Here is a 19,440-nt window from a genome sequence, read left to right as displayed (position 1 = left end):
ACTTTGTCACACCATCAATCAAATCTATTAACAATGAATAAAATCAGTACACTGCTATTTTTGATATTTCTCACTTGTACAAGTGGTGTTTTTGCCGATTCCGGTAGTTCCATCTCCTTAAATGGAACATGGGAACTCTCTTATTGGATGCAACCTGAAGAACCTATAACTTCGCCCAAGGACATACAACTAGCTGAAGTGAAACATCTATCAGCCCAAGTCCCCGGTAATGTAGAACTAGACCTAATGGCTGCCAACTTAATTAAAGATCCGATGATTGGCAGTAATGTAAATGAATTACGCAAATGGGAAGGCTATCAATGGTGTTATTCCAAATCATTCGTAGCGCCACAACTAAAACCAGGACAACAATATCAACTCTTCTTTGCCGGAATAGACTGTCTGGCCGATATATGGCTGAATGGAAAGCACATTGGCAAAGCAGAAAATATGATGATTGAACATGCTTTTGATGTAACTAAAGAAATAAAAGCAGGAGAAAGCAATCAACTCCAAGTGATACTCCGTTCATCTGTTATTGAAGGACAAAAACATCTGTTAGGGACATTCAGTATTGGAAACTTCCCGTCTGAAGAATCCGTATTCATCAGAAAAGCTCCGCACACCTATGGATGGGACATTCTGCCACGATTAGTCAGTGCAGGTTTGTGGAGAGATGTAGAATTACGCGTATTGAATCCGGCACGTCTCACAGATGTTCACTATATGGTCGCCAATGTAGACACTGCTACCAGAAATGTACGTTTGTATACTGATATACAAGTAAAACTACCTTTCGAAAAGTTCGACAAAGTGAAAGCCGTATATACATTAAGTCGCCATGGGAAAGAAATATATAAAGGAAGCTCTGTTGTCGTTTCCCCAGCATTTCGATATATAATGGAAATCAAGAATGCTGATTTATGGTGGCCAAGAGGATATGGAGAACCGGCTTTATATGATGCAAAAGTAGAGTTAGTAGATTCTGACGGCACTATTTTATCAACAGATAATAAACGGGTAGGCCTCCGCACGATTCAACTAGACATTACAGACATCAACCTCCCACCGGATCATCCGGGTAAATTCTGTTTCATAGTCAATGGAGAACCTATTTTTATTCACGGAACCAATTGGGTACCCATGGATGCACTCCATAGCCGGGATCATTCTTTCGTAGACGAATCTATCCGCATGGCTGTAGAATTAAACTGCAATATGATACGTTGTTGGGGTGGCAACGTGTATGAAGATCATCATTTCTTTGATTTATGCGATGAAAACGGCATTATGGTATGGCAGGATTTTACGATGGGATGCACTTTCTATCCTCAACGCAGCTCATTTACACAAGCATTGGAAGAAGAGGCCATTTCTGTTGTATGCAAGTTACGTAATCATCCATCACTCGTTTTATGGTCAGGAAATAATGAAGACGATTGTGCACTGCGCTGGTCTTTGCAACCATTTAATATTAATCCAAATCAGGATGTAGTTAGCCGCAAGGTCCTCCCGGCAATTATTTATGAGTTTGACCCTACTCGCCCTTATCTTCCCAGCTCTCCTTACTACAGCCAAGCGGTATATGAAAGAGGAAGTGCTGACCAATATTTACCAGAAAACCATTTATGGGGTCCCAGAGGATATTACAAAGACAAATTCTATACGGATGCTACCTGCTGCTTTGTCAGTGAAATCGGCTATCACGGCTGCCCTAATTTAGAAAGTCTCCAGAAAATGATGACGAAAGATGCCGTATATCCCTGGACAAAAAATCATGAATGGAATGATGAATGGGTTACCAAATCTGTTCGTAGATTCCCAGAATGGGGAAAGACATTCGATCGCAATAATCTTATGATTAATCAGGTACGTTTACTTTTTGGTGAAGTTCCCTCCAAACTGGATGATTTTATATTCGCTTCTCAATCCGTACAGGCAGAAGCTATGAAATATTTCATAGAGATGTGGCGTGGAAAGAAGTTTGACGACAAGACTGGTATTATCTGGTGGAACCTGCGGGATGGATGGCCAGTGATCTCTGATGCGATTGTTGACTACTACAATTCAAAGAAGATGGCATATTATTTCATCAAGAATGTTCAACAGGATGTTTGTGTACTAATCAATGATGCAGAAGGCGGAAATTACCCACTGATAGGAACGAATGACACACGCAACGTACAAAGTGGTAATGTAACGGTAACAGATGCATCCTCAGGACGTAAAATCTATGAGAGCACTTTCCGTATTCCAGCCAATCAAAAGGTCAGAATAGCCTCACTACCGGAAGAAAGCGGTCAAGGAATCTATCTGATCCAATACCAGATCGGTAATCAGAAATTCATGAATCATTACCTATACGGCAAGGCACCTTTCAACTTGAAAGAATACAAGCGGCTGTTACAAAAAACCGGATTATACGCTAAAAAATAATAGTTATGAAAGAGAACTTGTTAGGAATTGACGTAGGAGGCACCAAATGCGCCATCATCTACGGTATCAAAGAAAACGACGAGCTACATATCATCGACAAAAAGAAATTTGATACGACCACAGTCGACGAAACAATAGCCAGAATTCTCTGTGAAACCGAAAAGATGATGAACCTCCACCAGCTAACCCCTACTAACACAAAAGCGATTGGAATCTGTTGCGGAGGTCCTCTCAACAGTGAAACAGGCATCGTGATGTCTCCCCCTAACCTACCGGGATGGGACAACATCCCCATTGTGGCAATGGTGGAAAAAAAGACGGGCATTAAAACCAGTCTACACAATGATGCCAATGCCTGTGCTTTAGCCGAATGGAAGTTCGGAGCAGGAAAAGGAACTAAGAATATGGTCTTTCTCACATTCGGTACGGGACTGGGAGCAGGATTAATATTAAATGGCAAACTGTATACGGGCACCAATGACAATGCCGGAGAACTGGGACATATCCGCCTGTCGGATTTCGGTCCGATAGGTTACGGTAAAAAGGGCTCTTTTGAGGGATTTGCCAGCGGTGGAGGTATTGCTCAACTCTCCAAAATGTATGTGATGGAGAAATTGCAGACCGGACAGAAAGTTGAATGGTGTACCTTACAGGAACTAGATCAGCTTACTGCCCGAAAAGTGGCTGAAGAAGCTGCCAAAGGTGATAAATTAGCCCAAAGCATATATGAGACGTCTGCTATTTATCTGGGAAAAGGATTATCCATGGTGATCGATATCTTGAATCCGGAAGTCATTGTGATAGGTGGCATCTATACCCGGAATAAAAATATGATGGAACCCATCATGCAAAAGATAATCGATCAGGAAGCATTATCCTGTGCAAACAGAGTATGTAAAGTGAAACCAGCCGCCTTGGGAGAGCAGATAGGAGATTATGCAGCTCTTTCTGTAGCCGCTAACTTAACCGATTAACTATTATGAAAGAGCTTATTGAAACAACACTGGAAGAGGCTCGGCAAACGTTGGAGAGCTTTCTTGAGGAAACAACAACAGTCGGGATTATTTCACAGGCAGCCTCTACCTGCGCCGAAGCATTAAAAGCCGGAAATAAGATTATCAGCTGTGGTAATGGAGGTTCTTTATGTGACGCCACCCACTTTGCAGAAGAACTAACCGGACGTTACCGCAACAACCGCATCCCGCTACCGGCAATTGCAATCAATGACCCGGCTTACATGACCTGTGTGGGAAATGATTTTTCGTTCAACGAGATCTTCTCCCGCTATGTAGAAGCTATGGGATGTAAGGGAGATGTATTATTGGCCATCAGCACAAGCGGACATTCCGAGAACATACTGAAAGCTGCCGTACAAGCACACAACAATGGAATGAAAGTGATAGCGCTGACTTCAAAAGGAGAGAATGAACTGTCACGACTGGCAGACATTGCAGTCTGCGCGCCACGAGCAGCACATTCCGACAGAATACAAGAAATTCACATCAAAGTTATCCACATTCTGATTCAGGCAATTGAGGCAGAATTAGGCTTTGAATAATAACCTACTAAATTTAATCAATATGGCAATGAAAATGACACATATCAGTAAAACTCTATTGAGTATTGTTTGCACACTTTGGGGAATGTCCGCCTGCTCGGATGATTATAACAAATATGACGATTGCCCGGCTTGCAACTATTATCCTGTTGCAGTAGGGAATTCAACAGGAACTCCGGTTCATGCTATCGGTGTCGAGATGGATCCACACTTCTTCTCACAAAACATCACCCGCAATGATGGTTCAAAGGCTGAAGATTGGGAAAATATAGTTGTACAACGGGTAAAGAAAATGAAAGTACAACAATTCCGAATCATGATGCAGCCACAATGGTGGGAACCCTCCAATGACAACAACGATCCTAATGTCGCGAATATGAGCAAATTCACTTTTGATTCGGAAGAAATGCAATCTGTATACAAAGTATTGGATCTGGCCCAGGAGAATAATATCGGAGTGACATTAGTCGTATGGGGAGCCATTACCAATATCGAATTACTATCAGGCATTAACAATGGTCAAAAGCATTTCTTGTGTGATGCACGAAGTTATAACGTTAATCCGGGTTGGATTGCCGGTATAGATAACTATGAAGAATTTGCAGAAAACTTCTCCACAATGGTGAAATACCTGATTGAAGAAAAACATTATACCTGTATCAATCAAATTACTCCATTCAATGAACCTGACAGTCATATAGCAGGTTACGGCCGCATCATGTGGCAAGGTGATTTTGAAACCATGGGTTGGCAGGACACCTACGCCCCCATGGTGAAAGCACTGGATATCAAGTTTAAAGCAGATGGAATACGCAGTAAGGTACACTTCAACCTTTCTGACAATACAGACGGTACACCCGGATATATCGCTGCCTGTGTTTCCGCTTTCACAAACGATGAAGCCGATCTGTATAACTCTCATGTATACAAGTTTGACTACAACACCCCTAATTCGACTCTCGTAAATTGGGAACGTCAAAATATAGCTTCTGCAGGAGGTAAAAGACATTTTGTTGGAGAATTCGGTTTCCCTGGATACGGAAGTGCCCGTCAATATGGTATAGACACATATACGCGAGGGGTACAGCTAATCCGCGTTGCTCTGAACTATCTGAATGCCGGTGCTTGCGGAGTAAGCTACTGGAGTCTGATCGATCAATATTATAACCGCAATGCCTCCTATTCGGAAATGCAGCAACTCGGTTTATGGAAATATCTAAAATCCGCTTATACCGAAGACCCAGATGTATATTCCAAAATCAAGGAAGACTACGAGGTACGTCCTCAATACTATGCATATAGTCTGTTGACACGTTTTGTCCGCCAGGGCGACGAAGTATATCCATTGGATCTCGGCGACGAGTTGATAGCCGGAAGTGCTTTTCTCAACACAGAGGGAAAATGGACGTATGTACTTTCCAACGCTACAGACAAAGACAAGATGATACAGTTGGAAAATGATAAAGAAGGTGCCAATGGAGAATACAATGTCTACAAATATATGGAAGGACGCCTACCGGAAGGTGATAATCTGATAGAATCAACAGAAACGGTCAACACGCAAGAGAATAACCTAAAACTTAAATTATCTCGTTCATCAATCAGGGTATTAGTACAAAAATAGAAGTATATATACCCCATTTAGTGGGGATATATATACACCGTATTGGGCATATATATTCACCATGTTAGCCATATATATCCACCGTGCTGGATATATATGCCCACCAACCAAGTAATTTATCATCAAAAGTACACGAATGAAAAAAGAAATATCCATAGTAAAAATGCTCTCCGTCATGTTCGGATTCTTCGTTATGGGATTTGTTGACATTGTCGGAATAACCACGAGCTATGTGAAGAATGATTTCAGCCATCTCACCGATACGATGGTTAATCTCATCTCTCTATCCTGTTTCTTGTGGTTCCTGGTGCTTTCTATTCCCACCGGAATGTTAATGAATCGCATCGGACGCAAGAAAACCGTACTACTTAGCTTCGCATTCCATGTATTAGCCATGTGCCTTCCACTCGTTGCATACGACTTTACCGCCATATTAATCGCATTTGCCTTGATAGGTATCGGTAACACTCTATTGCAAGTTTCACTCAATCCATTAGTAACGGATGTCGTTGCAAACGATAAGTTGACAGGTACATTAACCCTAGGACAATTTGTCAAAGCAGTCAGTTCATTCCTGGGTCCTATCCTGGCAGCTTGGGTGACTGGTAGTTTTTTCGGATGGAAAATGATATTCCCCATTTATGCCGGACTGTCACTGCTCGCTTTGATATGGCTATGGCTTACCCCTATACAAGAAAAACAACAGGAACGGAAGAACATTTCTTTCAAAGTCACTCTTGAATTATTCAAAGACAAATACATTCTTGCTTTCTTTATCGGTATTCTCGTGCTGGTAGGTGTAGACGTAGGTATCAATATGACTTTCCCTAAATTCCTGATGGAACGTTGCGATCTACCACTGACAGATGCAGGAATGGGAAATAGTGTGTATTTCTTCGCCCGCACTGTAGGAGCCTTTTTGGGTGGTATCCTACTGATGAAATATTCAGAAAGTAAATTCTATATTTATAGCGTCTGGATAGCTCTCACAGGATTGATACTGATGACCATTAGCACTAATCTCTGGTTTATCCTCGGATGTGTAGCGGTTTTCGGGATAGGATATGCCAATCTGTTTTCCATCATCTTCTCTCTGTCTTTGAAACGTGTTCCCGAGAAAGCGAACGAAGTATCTGCACTTCTTATCGTCGGCGTATCCGGCGGTGCCGTCCTCCCGCCTATTTTAGGAATAATCACTGATTCATTCCACAGTCAGTTATCTGCAATTATAGTACTTGCCATTGTATGGTGCTATCTGATCGGAATAATGAGAAAAGTAAAAACCACATAAACCTATATTCTAATGAAACATTTCAAGAAAATCGAATCGAAATTCCTGTTCTCATTACTGATTATGAGTGTGTGGAGCATCATAGCCGTGGGTCAGACGACGGCTAAAATCTCCAAACACATTCCTGAAATCGAAAAATGGATTCAGAAACAATTCGCTAAAGGAAAAACACCTCCGTTCTCGTTTATATGTGACGGGAAACCTTCCGCAGAATTTATCCGCCAATGGGACTATTCCCAGCAAAAGATAGAATCCGAAGAAGCGGATGTGATAAAGTATCTCTTTACCTACTACAATCCTACCAACGGACTGAAAGTAGAATGTACCGTAAAAGGCTATCCCAGTTATCAAGCTGCCGAATGGGTATTGAACTTCACCAACAAAGGTACGAGCAACTCTCCCACTCTGGAACAAGTGAAAGTAGTGGACCTTGCCATGCAATACGCTTCTAAAGGAGAATTCAAGTTACACTATGCAGACGGAAACCATATCTCCAAATATGATTTCCATCCACGTTCAGTTACTCTGGCAACGGGTGAAACCAAACAGATGTCTCCACAAGGAGGACGCTCTTCAGAAGGGGACTATCTTCCTTTCTTCAACATTGAATCACCTGCCGGACAGGGAGTCATATTAGGAGTAGGCTGGTCGGGCACCTGGTATGCAGATGTATGCGCACAAGATAATCGTACAATATCCATGGCTTCGGGAATGAAAACCATGAAATTATACTTACGTCCACAGGAAACAATTCGTACCCCAAGTATCAGTCTGATGTTTTGGGAAAATATCGACCGGATGGCAGGACACAATAAATTCCGCCGTTTTGTCCTGGCACACAAGTCACGGAAAATCAACGGAAAATTTGCCGAATATCCTCTTTCCAGCGGATTCAACTATCGGGACCCCGCACCTTGTACGGAATACTCATGCCTGACAGCCGATTATGCCATTGCCATGGTGAAACGTTACATACAGTTCGGATTGAAGCCCGAAGTATTCTGGCTGGATGCCGGATGGAACACCGATGCTGCAGACTTCGAACATGGCAAGACCTGGGCCAACACAGCCGGTAACTGGACTGTAGATACATTGCGCTTCCCCAAAGGACTTCGTCCTGTAGCCGACGAAATACACAAAGTAGGAGCTAAATTCATGGTCTGGTTCGAACCCGAGCGTGTCATCCGTGGTACCCAATGGGCAGTAGAACACCCCGACTGGATGCTCGACATTCCCGAACACAACAATGACACCTACCTACTGTTCGATCTGGGAAATCCGGAAGCCTGCCACTGGATGAGTAAATATATAGGCGATATGCTCGAAGAAAACGGCATAGACTATTACCGTCAGGATTTCAATATGCAGCCGGACATCTACTGGGCAGCCAACGATGAGCCCGGACGTACAGGAATGAAAGAGATACGACACATCGAAGGACTATACTACTTCTGGGATTATCTGCTGAACCGATTCCCGAACCTGCTCATAGACAACTGTGCCAGTGGGGGACGACGTATTGACTGGGAAACAATCGGCCGAAGCGCACCACTATGGAGGAGTGATTATTATCATTACGACGATCCGGACGGCTACCAATGTCACACGTATGGCCTGAATTTCTTCCTGCCTTTACATGGAACAGGTAGTTTACAGACCGATCCGTATTCTTTCCGCTCAAGCGTCAGCACAGCTTTGATTTATAACTGGAAAATAACCGATAAAAATGCCTCCGTTTACGAAATGCAACGTTGTCTGAAAGAATTCCACGAAATCAGACCTTACTATTACGAAGATTATTACCCACTGACGGGTACAGAAGACATGACGCGGGATGATATCTGGCTAGCCTATCAAATGCATCGTCCATCGGACGACAGTGGTATTATCGTTGCTTTCCGCAGAACCGCCTCCAAAGACAAACAAATCACCGTCAGACTTTCAGGAGTGGATCCGGAAAAATACTATACAGTGACAGACATGGATAGCCGACAGAGCAAAATCTATCAGGGAAAAGAACTGACCAGTCTGTTGCCACTGTTCCTCGAAAAGCCACATAGTTCCTTATTACTAAAATATAAAGTTACCAACGAAAAACCGAATAAAGAATGAAAAAAAGAATACTATATTATCTATTCATTCTGCTTCTGTTCCCTCATAATGGAACAGGACAGACGGTAGCCCGCATGAGCGACCGCCTGGTAAACACCAGCCAATGGATAACCACCCACTTTGCCCGCGGTGTGGTCCCTCCTTTCTCTTTCGAATATGGAGGTAAACCTTCACAGGAATTTATCAAAAGCTGGTCTTATACGGCTACGCGTCAGAAAAGTGACGATCCCAAGGTTCTGAAATACCTTTATACTTATCGTGAACCATCCGGAGGATTAAAAGTCGAATGTGAAGTGAAAGGCTTTACCGACTTCAATACGGTGGAATGGGTACTCCGTTTCACCAACCAGGGAAAGAAAAATACGCCGGAGATTGCCAACGTAAAAGTGTCTGATATCACATTCCGCTACCAGCATCCGGGAGCATTCAACCTTCATCATTCCGAAGGCAGCCATGCATCCAAATCAGATTTCAGCCAGCAACTTACAATCTTGTCTCCGGGTGATAATCTTTATATGAGACCGGAAGGTGGACGCTCTTCACAAATGCGTATGCCATTCTTCAATATTGAATCTCCGGCCAATCAAGGAGTTATCGTAGCCATCGGATGGACAGGAACCTGGTTTGCCGATGTGCGCTGTGCAGACCAGCAAAGCGTAGCGCTTACCTCCGGAATTGAACGTTTGAAAACCTATCTGTATCCGGAAGAGAGCATCCGCACTTCCAGTGTATGCCTGTCATTCTGGAACGGTTCCGACCGGATGAAAGGACACAACCAGTTCCGCCGTTTCGTGCAAGCCCACCACACTTGGAAAGTAGATGGTAAACCGACCGTATATCCAATATCGACCAGTTTCAACTACGGTGATCCTACTCCCTGTAATGAATATACCTGCCTGACTACAGATTATGCCATTGCTATGGTGAAACGGTATGAACAATTCAAATTAGTACCCGAAGTATTCTGGCTGGATGCCGGATGGTACAATCACTCTGCAGATGTAGCCAATCATAAGAATTGGGCGAACACCGTAGGAAACTGGACCGTCGACTCTATTCGTTTCCCCGAAGGGTTACGCCCCATCGCCGACGAAGTGCATAGAGTTGGTTCCAAGTTCATGGTATGGTTTGAACCGGAGCGTGTTATGAAAGGCTCAGCCTGGGCACTGCAACACCCTCAATGGATGTTGGATGCCAGAGGAAAAGCCAAACAGGAAGACTGGACAAAAGATGGTGAGCACGACTCTTATCTATTCAATCTCGGAAATCCGGAGGCATGTCGATGGATGAGTAAATATATCGGAGACTTCCTCGAAGAAAATGGCATAGACTACTACCGCCAGGATTTCAATATAGAACCGGAAGGTTTCTGGGCTGCCAATGATGAACCTGGCAGACAAGGTATCTGCGAAATCCGATACATTGAAGGACTTTATTCTTTCTGGGAATATCTGCTGAACCGCTTTCCGGGCTTGCTGGTTGATAATTGTGCCAGTGGCGGACGCCGTATTGACCTCGAAAGTATCTCACGCAGTGCACCGATGTGGAGAACAGACTACAGTTATGGAGAACCAATCGGTTATCAATGCCATACTTACGGATTGAACTTATACCTTCCCCTGCATGGTACAGGAACTGTGAGTGCCGATAAATTCACTTTCCGTTCCAGCCTCGGAACCTCTATTATCTACAACTGGAAAATAACCGAAGCCGGACAATCCATCTATGATATGCGCGACCGCCAGGCAGAGTTCAAAGAACTCCGTCCCTATTTCTATGAAGATTACTATCCGTTGAGTGGAATAAACAACATTACTTCGGAAAATATCTGGCTAGCATACCAACTTTATCGTCCGTCGGATGACAGCGGATACATCGTAGCTTTCCGCCGCAAAGACAATCCGGACAAGAGCTATACTGTCAATTTATCAGGACTACACCCTGACCACACTTATATACTCACCAATAAAGATACAGGAGAGGCTATAAAGAAAACCGGTAAAGAACTGGCTAACGGCTTCACGCTGACACTGGATAACCCGCAAAGTAGTCTGATAATCAAATACCAAAGTTCAACAACTGCCATACAGAAACTTTCTGTAGGAAAGAAAACCGGTGTAAAGCTCCGTGCTATAGGTGCAGAACTAGATCCCCACTTCCTCTCACAAAATGTGACCCGCAATGATGGAGCCAAAGCTGAAGACTGGGAGCGCATCGTTGTGAAACGTGTCAAAGAAATGGGACTGCAAAGCTTACGGGTGATGGTGATGCCACAATGGTATGAGCCAAAGAATGACAATCCGGATGCATCCAAAATCGACTGGCATAATTTCACTTTCAACTCTGTAGAAATGCAATCACTCTACAAAGTATTGAATATGGCACAAGAACAGAAAATGGAAGTCACCCTTGTACTTTGGGGAGCCCCTCCGGGACATTTCCTGGCCGAAGGGAATTATGGTAACTGGGTAGTAGCCCCGACTAACTATGAAGAATGGAGCGAGAACTTTTCCGCACTTGTACAACACCTGCTCAACAACAAAAAATACACGTGCGTCAAAGAGATTACTCCGATCAACGAACCAGATTGGTCATATATCATCAAAGGTAAAGCTGCTCCCACCGCCGACTATATTGAAATGTGTAAAGTACTCGACAGACGTTTCAAAGAGGATGGAATACGAAATAAAGTACATTTCAGTCTTTCTGACAATTCAGACGGAGGTACAGGAACGCATAAATATCTGGCAGCCTGCACGAAAGGACTGGCGAACGTTGCTGACGTATTCAACTCCCACACCTATATCTTCGGCTACGAAACTCCGAACTCCACAATTCTGGATTGGGAAAAACAAAACTCTCAATTGGCCTCTTCAGTTGGAAAAGCCCATTTCATCGGTGAATTCGGAGGTAATCAATGCGTAGGTGCCACCAGACAAAAAGATATCGACTTGTATGAACGAGGAGTACTCATGACACGCATAGTCATCAATCTACTCAATGCAGGAGCAAGCGGTGTTAGCTATTGGAGCCTGATAGACCAATACTATGGTAAGGATGCAGACTACGGAGCAATGCAGCAACTGGGTTTATGGAAGTATGTAAAGAAAACATACGCTTCGGAGCCATACTACAACGATATCAAAAGTGATTACGAGGTACGCCCGCAGTACTATGCCTATTCTCTGTTGACACGTTTCATACGCCCGGGAGCTGAAATCCATCCGATAGCAACACCGGAAGAATGGTATGCAGGAACTGCTGTTCGAAACACAAATGGCAAATGGGTATATGTTTTCGCCAATGGAATGGACCAGGAGAAAACAATAAGCCTCATCAACGAACATACGCAAGCCAAAGGGAATTATCAGGTTTACCGTTATATCAAAGACGGTTTACCTACCACAGACCAAATGTTGGCTCCGGACGCCCAGCCTCTCAAAGTGAACGATAAAATTCTATGTTTACTTCCGGCTCATTCTGTGATCGTCTTAAAACAAGAATAACTATGTACTCTATTTATTCATTAAACAAATAGTATTTATGAAAACACATTTCTACATTTTATTAATGCTTGGAATGGTATTCCTTTTGGGATGTGAAGACGAAAAGTTAGGCACAGACCTAGGAGTAACCAATGTAGTGCTTCCGGATATTTCGGAAGAATCCCTGGGCACAGAGATTACCATTCAGGGAAATGGCTTTATCGACTGTGATGTACTGGCTCTTTCTTCCCTTTCAGGAGGTACTGAACAGCCCATCTACATGGAAACCAGAGAAGTAGCATCCGATCATATCACGGTACTTTACCCCTCTACGGCCACCAAAGATTCTTATGGACTTGTATTGGTACGCGGTAGCAAAATGCGAACATTAGGCGTCATCAACAGTACTATTGGAGTTATGCCCGACGAAAACCTGCGTAATGCCTTGTCTGCTCTTTTCCCTGATATATTTAAAGGAGAAAAGATATCTTCCAGTGCTAAATATGTCACTTTCACTGATGGCACATTAAATATCAGCGATAAAAATATCACTTCTCTGGAGGGACTCGAGTATTTCAGCAACATTCGGAAACTGATCTGCAACAATAATGATATCAGTGAAATTCCTGCAGAAGTACTATCCAGACTGTCTGAACTGACTGCACAAAACACAGGTCTGACCAAACTGGAACTAGCCACTTCGGAACAGCCGAACACGACATTGGTATCTCTCAACATAGATGGAAGTACCAAACTAGAATCTGTCGACCTGTATTATTGTTATAACATTGAGAAGTTCTCTGCCCTAAACTGTAAACTGGTATATCTGGATGTACGCAATTACCACAGTATCTATGGCGGATGTCTGAACTACAACAGCACAGACTTCAAATTTACTTTCAGCGATGACGCAAGTAAAGAACGACTCCTGAAAATGGAATCCTGGTGGATGGACTCATACTACAGCAATAGCGGTTCTATCGTAGATGCCATCAATAATGGAGTGACAGTGGAAGGGTACGACTGGATGCACGACTATCCCGATGGAAACAACAACTATTATTACAGTTACGGAAAATATCAGAAGACAATGAAAAAGTACGGAGAAATTCCTGATACCAATCTGCGAAACGCACTCAAAGCATTGGTTCCGGATGTATTCGATGGAGATAAAGTTCTGACAGTGGCTGCTCTAAATACTGAATACTTCAAGAATAACACGACCCTTGATCTTAGCAATAAGGGAATCACTAATCTGGAAGGACTACAATACTTCTGCGGATACAAAAACCTCATTCTGGATGGAAATAATCTGGGAGAAATCGATCTTAGTAAATACGCAATCAGTACCAGCTACACGGCAGGTCCGGTAGATGAGAAAGGAATTCAGACTTTCAGTGCCAAGAATGCAGGATTAACCAAACTCATTTCTGGCGATCAGTATATGATAACCTCTATAGATGTGAGCAACAATCCGGGATTAGCATATCTGGATATAAACCGGTGCAAATCCATCACATCACTAAATGCATCCGGTTGTCCGCTCACTTATGTCGATCTGCGTAATCTGGCAGGTACTTATTCCGTACTAGGTTACTCCGGTGGAGCTGTAGATGCCTCAAAGGTTCAGTTCTCATTTACCAACAGCTCTTCAACTCAAAGAAAGCTATTAGTAGAAGAATGGTGGATGGATAGCCCATGGAACGGCACAAGTCCATGTATTACCGCAAAGAATCAAGGTGTCCGGATAGAACGCTATGAATACATAGGATACGACAAGGATAAAATGTTGAGTTCATTTAATTAGACAGAAAACAATCTTAAACGTTATAGTTATGAAAAGAAGTTATTGGCTATACAAAATGTGCCTGTTGCTTGGGTTGGGAATCTGTATTCCCGTTACAGGAAATGCATCGGATATCGGAGATGCTACCCTGACACAGCAACAGTCTAAAATAACAGCCTCCGGAGTCGTCGTAGACGAGTCCGGTGAAAGCCTGATCGGAGCTTCCGTCATGGAAAAAGGAGCAGCAACGAATGGTACTATTACAGACATAGACGGTCGTTTCTCTTTATCGGTTGCCCCAAACGCTATACTGGAAATCAGTTATGTAGGTTATCAAAAACAGGACATTCCTGCTAAAAAAGACATGCGTATCATCATGCATCCGGACGTAGCGAACCTGGAGGAAGTTGTAGTGGTAGCTTACGGTACCCAGAAAAAGGTTTCCGTCATCGGTTCCGTAGCTTCCATTGATCGAAAAGATTTGATGAAATCCTCATCACCCAACCTAAGTTCCGCTTTATCCGGAAAACTCCCAGGATTGACAACTATCCAGACCTCCGGTGAACCGGGACGTGACGAAGTCACCATGTTCCTGCGTGGTGCTGCCACTACAAACGGAACAAACCCATTAATTATGGTAGATGGAGTAGCTGTAGACGATATGCGATCTATCGACCCAAACGAGATTGCTAATATCTCCGTATTGAAAGATGCTTCCGCAACAGCAGTATTCGGAGTACGTGGTGCCAACGGAGTGATAATGATTACCACTCGTAGAGGTGAAAAAGGAACTGCCCGTATCAGTGCCAATGTAGAGTTCAGCATGCAGGAAATCGCTTTCAAACCCGAACGTCTGGATTCATGGGATTGGGTCAGACTTCGCAATGAAGCACTCGTGAACGACGGAAATTCCGCTGAATTCTTCGGACCGGACATTGATAAGTTCGATTCATGGAAAACAGGCAATCCTGTAGATCCGGATTTTTATCCGAATAATAACTGGCAAGATATTTTGTTCAGAGATTATGCTCCCATGACCAGAGCCAACATAAACGTTTCAGGAGGTTCGGACAAACTTCAATACTTTGTAAGTGCAGGCTATCTGCATCAGGGAGGTATGTTCAACGTAGAACCTAAATCCAAGTTGGGATACAATGCCCAGTCTTCATTAGACCGCTACAACTTCCGCTCAAATATCGACTACAAAGTCAATAAATCGGTAAAAATAAACCTAAACGCTTCCTCTTATCTGGAACGGATCAACGGAACTTCCGCAAGTATGTCAAGTGTATTCAACAGCGCTTTGACCTCACGCCCTACTTCCATGTATCTCACCCCGGAAGGTGCATACGCTACCGATGCTATACGTACTTTCCCTATTGGTGCCGGATTATCCGTAGAAGATCCCGCCAACAATTCATTGAGTGCATATCCGCTAATCAACCGTTCGGGCTATCAACTGGAAACCAGATCGGGAATCAATGTTATCGGAGGAGTAGAAATAGATTTGGGATTTATCACTAAAGGACTCTCTGTCAAAGGCCAGGTATCTTTCGACTCCAAAGGATTTGGGAAAACAATCGGAAAACGTTCCTATACCTGGTATACGTATCAGACATTAGCTTCAGGAGAGCATTTGTTTATCAATCGCCATCCTAGCCTGGAGGACGAAGACGGCCCGATTGAACTCACAAAGTCTTCCGAATCTTATTGGGTTATGAACTTACAGGGACAAATCAACTATAACCAGACCTTCGCCGGAAAGCATAATGTCACTGCTATGTTTCTAGCTCAACGGGACATCAAAGAATCCAAAGAAACATCCGGTGACCTACTGCTTCCTTACAACGTCATCGGTATTGCCGGACGTGCAACTTATGACTATGACAGACGTTATTTTGCGGAGGTCAACGTAGGTTATAACGGCTCTGAACAATTTTCACCGGACAAACGATTCGGTCTCTTCCCGGCTGCCTCTTTCGGTTGGCTGATTACTAATGAGGGCTTCCTTCAGGATAATCCGGTTTTGACCAATCTGAAGTTAAGAGCTTCTTGGGGAAAAGTTGGTAACGACGCCTTCGGTTCAGCCCGTTTCCTTTATCTGGATAATATCAGTCAATATTCCGTAGTCACCGACAGTAAAGGAGATCATTGGTTATCCCCAAGCTTGGGATATGCTTCCAATGGTTCCGGTTGGGGACAAGGTTACAAGATAGCCGAAAACTATATAGGAAACAAAAGCATCACATGGGAAACAGCTGAAAAACAGAATTATGGTATAGACATATCCTTGTATCATGATCTTTCCTTCTCATTTGACTACTTTGTTGAAAAAAGAAAAAATATTCTGATTATCCCGCAGACTACTCCTATGATTCAAGGTCTTCCCTCATCCGCTCTTCCTTTGATGAACGATGGTGAAGTAAAGAATCAGGGATTCGAAATGGTCCTCGGATATCAGAAACAATTCAAAAACGGGCTATCTGTTTCTGCTAATGCAAACTTCAGTTATGCCAAAAACAAAGTATTGGAATATGACGAGCCACTATTAGGTAAGGATTATGCTTATCGCACCCGCACCACCGGCTTCTCATTAGGACAAAACTGGGGATATATCATCGACCGCAGTTATGATCCTGAAAAAGGGCGTGACGGCACAGGATTCTTCTATAGTGACGAGAGTATTGCCAAGAGCGGACTGACTTACGAAGGTGTAGGAACACCGGAACCCGGAGACTTTATTTATAAAGATCTCAACGGAGACGGTGTCATCAATGACCGTGACAAAGCTCCCATTGGCTATTCCTCCCTATTGCCCCGCATCAACTACGGTTTCTCTTTATCTGCCAACTGGAAAGGATTCGATGTTTCTATCATGTTGCAGGGAGTAGGCCAATACAGCAAAACTTATTCAGGAGCTGGTATTTATGAAAGTAGCGGCAACTTTTACAAGATGCACATGGAACGTTGGAGCGAAGAACGTTATAATAATCACGAAAAGATTACGTATCCTCGTCTGTCCAGTAGTGGCGGTCCGAGCTTGCAGCCCAACGACTTCTTTATCATGGATGCCTCGTATATACGTCTGAAAAATGCAGAAGTAGGATATACATTACCGGAAAGTATCAGCAAGAAAATCGGTGCTTCCAATGTACGTTTCTATTTAAGCGGTAATAACTTGTATACATGGACTCACCTCAAGACTGACAGCTTCGATCCCGAACAAAACAGTCCGGCAGCCTATCCGACAATGCGTACGTACAATGTAGGTTTGAATATTACATTTTAACGGCTAAAACAAAACCGATATGAAAAAAAGATTTATTTATATATGCATGTTTGCTTCCCTGCTCACATTCAGTTCTTGTAATGAAGCGTTGGATGTAGCTCCCGACGGAAGATTATCACTGGACGAAGTATTCCAGGATCCCGATCTGACTAAAGCTTATTTCAGTACTTGCTTTGACTATCTGCCTAAAAAGAGTTTGCGATATCATTTTTGGAGCAACTATCCCGTAGCACTTAGTGATGAAGCGTGGGATTGCACGGATGGTTCCGGTGCCGGCTTTGCACATGCCGCATCCGGCAACTGTACCACCACCGACTTCTATCTCGACGTTCGCAGAGATATGGGCGACACCTACTCAGAAGGAGGATACTGGCAGTTATACTGGGGGCAAATCCGTATTATCAACACATTCCTTCAACGGGCAGCCACCGCCGCCATACCAAGCGAAAGCGACCGTGACCGTTGGGTAGCAGAGGCTCATGTACTCCGTGCTTATTTCTATATGGAGTTACTGAAATGGTATGGTCCTGTGCCTATTGAGAAAGAGCCATACGGGTTAGACTATGATTATTCAACTCTATCACGTCCTACTTTCGAAGACTGTGCCCGATTCATTGTAGATGATTGCGAAGTAGCTTTGCAATCCAGCAACCTTCCTTGGCGACTGACAACACTCAACGAGAAGATCAGAATGACCAAAGGCATCGCAATGGCTATCCGTTCCGAAGCATCTCTATTCGCAGCCAGCACTTACAACAATGGTGGCAAGGATCTTTGGGAATGGGCTTACACAATCAACAAAGACTGTCTAGAACAGCTGAAAGCCAATGGATATGAATTATATACCAAATGTGCGGATACAGAAAAGTACTATAACAATGCTTATATGGAGTACTTTACGCTCAACAACTATATCGGAACAGATCCCAGTGATAAAGAAACAATCTGGCAAAGTACCGAAGGCTATTGGCCCGACCCATACACCAATCCTTTGTATGACGTTATCGGAGCTCCGGTATTGGGAAACGCTCAATTAACCATTGTTCCTTCCCAAGAATTAGTAGACGCCTATGATATGCTGGCAACAGGAAAGCCTGTACTGGATTTATCGAAACCTTATAACGACGAGAAGCATCTGTCACCTAATTATAACCCTAATAGCGGCTATGACCCAGCTAACCCTTATAAGGGACGTGATCCTCGTTTCCAGGCTACAGTCTTTTATAATAACAGTCCTGTGCTGTTAGGAAAGGAACCGGCAGTAGTAGAAACGTACGTGGGAGGAAATAGCGAAATCCGTACAAGTGGAAATACGAACACACGTACCGGTTATTATTGGAGAAAAAGAATGGTAAACGGTAACTGTAAGGCAGCCGGAGTGGCTGGATATGATGGCCGTTTCCGTTTTTACCGATTAGGCAAAATTTATCTGAATGCCGCCGAAGCCGCTATTGAAAGCGGACACCTTCCCGAAGGTCTGGAATGGATCAATGAAATCCGTCACCGTGCAGGTTTTGATCCTTCGGTTGATCTGTCGACAAACGACAAGAACGAAGCTCGTTTATTGGTACGCCACGAACGCCAGATAGAGCTGGCTTGTGAAGAAGACAGATATTTCGATATCCGCCGCTGGACACCCGCCAATGAGAATATGGAAAATGAGAAGTTTACCACAGGTATGAGAATCACCAAAAATGGAAACTCATTCTCTTATGAAAGAATCAATTTGGGAACGGACGGCAGCAAACCGAGTAAAATGAGTTATGAAAAGAAATGGCACGTATATCCTATCCCTGCCAGTGAAGCAGCCGTATTGGAAGGCACGACAGGACAGACGTGGCAAAATGCAGGATGGTAAT

Annotated in this window: 10 protein-coding genes; all 10 read left to right on the top strand. The window is 43.6% G+C overall.

Annotated features, from left to right (window positions below; translation table 11 throughout):
• Positions 1–33: 33 nt before the first annotated feature.
• A complete protein-coding gene (locus tag H8796_RS06620; RefSeq protein ID WP_117936467.1) occupies positions 34–2,436 on the top strand; it encodes a glycoside hydrolase family 2 protein in 2,403 nt (800 codons plus the stop codon).
• A gap of 5 nt (positions 2,437–2,441) precedes the next feature.
• The gene (locus tag H8796_RS06615; RefSeq protein WP_117936465.1) at positions 2,442–3,410 is read left to right on the top strand and encodes an ROK family protein; all 969 of its coding nucleotides are present in this window, start codon (positions 2,442–2,444) and stop codon (positions 3,408–3,410) included.
• A gap of 5 nt (positions 3,411–3,415) precedes the next feature.
• Positions 3,416–3,994, top strand: a complete 579-nt coding sequence (locus tag H8796_RS06610) for an SIS domain-containing protein (protein WP_004310374.1) — start codon at positions 3,416–3,418, stop codon at positions 3,992–3,994.
• Positions 3,995–4,016: 22 nt separating this feature from the next.
• The gene (locus H8796_RS06605) at positions 4,017–5,618 is read left to right on the top strand and encodes a hypothetical protein (protein WP_117936463.1); all 1,602 of its coding nucleotides are present in this window, start codon (positions 4,017–4,019) and stop codon (positions 5,616–5,618) included.
• A 136-nt stretch (positions 5,619–5,754) separates the two neighbouring features.
• The gene (locus H8796_RS06600) at positions 5,755–6,909 is read left to right on the top strand and encodes a sugar MFS transporter (protein ID WP_117936461.1); all 1,155 of its coding nucleotides are present in this window, start codon (positions 5,755–5,757) and stop codon (positions 6,907–6,909) included.
• 12 nt (positions 6,910–6,921) lie between these two features.
• Positions 6,922–9,021, top strand: coding sequence for a glycoside hydrolase family 36 protein (locus H8796_RS06595; RefSeq protein WP_117936459.1), 2,100 nt, complete (start codon positions 6,922–6,924; stop codon positions 9,019–9,021).
• Entirely contained in the window at positions 9,018–12,527 is a 3,510-nt protein-coding gene (locus tag H8796_RS06590; protein WP_117936457.1) for an alpha-galactosidase, read from the top strand. The genes H8796_RS06595 and H8796_RS06590 overlap by 4 nt, the downstream gene beginning before the upstream one ends.
• A 37-nt stretch (positions 12,528–12,564) precedes the next feature.
• Positions 12,565–14,313 carry a hypothetical protein gene (locus H8796_RS06585; protein ID WP_117936455.1) on the top strand — a complete coding sequence of 583 codons (1,749 nt, stop codon included), beginning with the start codon at positions 12,565–12,567 and terminating at the stop codon, positions 14,311–14,313.
• Positions 14,314–14,341: 28 nt separating this feature from the next.
• A complete protein-coding gene (locus H8796_RS06580) occupies positions 14,342–17,581 on the top strand; it encodes a TonB-dependent receptor (RefSeq protein ID WP_117936453.1) in 3,240 nt (1,079 codons plus the stop codon).
• Positions 17,582–17,600: 19 nt separating this feature from the next.
• On the top strand, positions 17,601–19,439 hold the full coding sequence (locus H8796_RS06575; RefSeq protein ID WP_117936451.1) for a RagB/SusD family nutrient uptake outer membrane protein: 1,839 nt from the start codon (positions 17,601–17,603) through the stop codon (positions 19,437–19,439).
• Position 19,440 lies beyond the last annotated feature (1 nt).

Source organism: Bacteroides sp. M10 (genome assembly GCF_014334015.1).
Lineage (GTDB): Bacteria > Bacteroidota > Bacteroidia > Bacteroidales > Bacteroidaceae > Bacteroides > Bacteroides intestinigallinarum.
The sequence above is the reverse complement of the archived record's forward strand: the minus strand, read 5'-3'. Positions and strand labels throughout refer to the sequence as shown.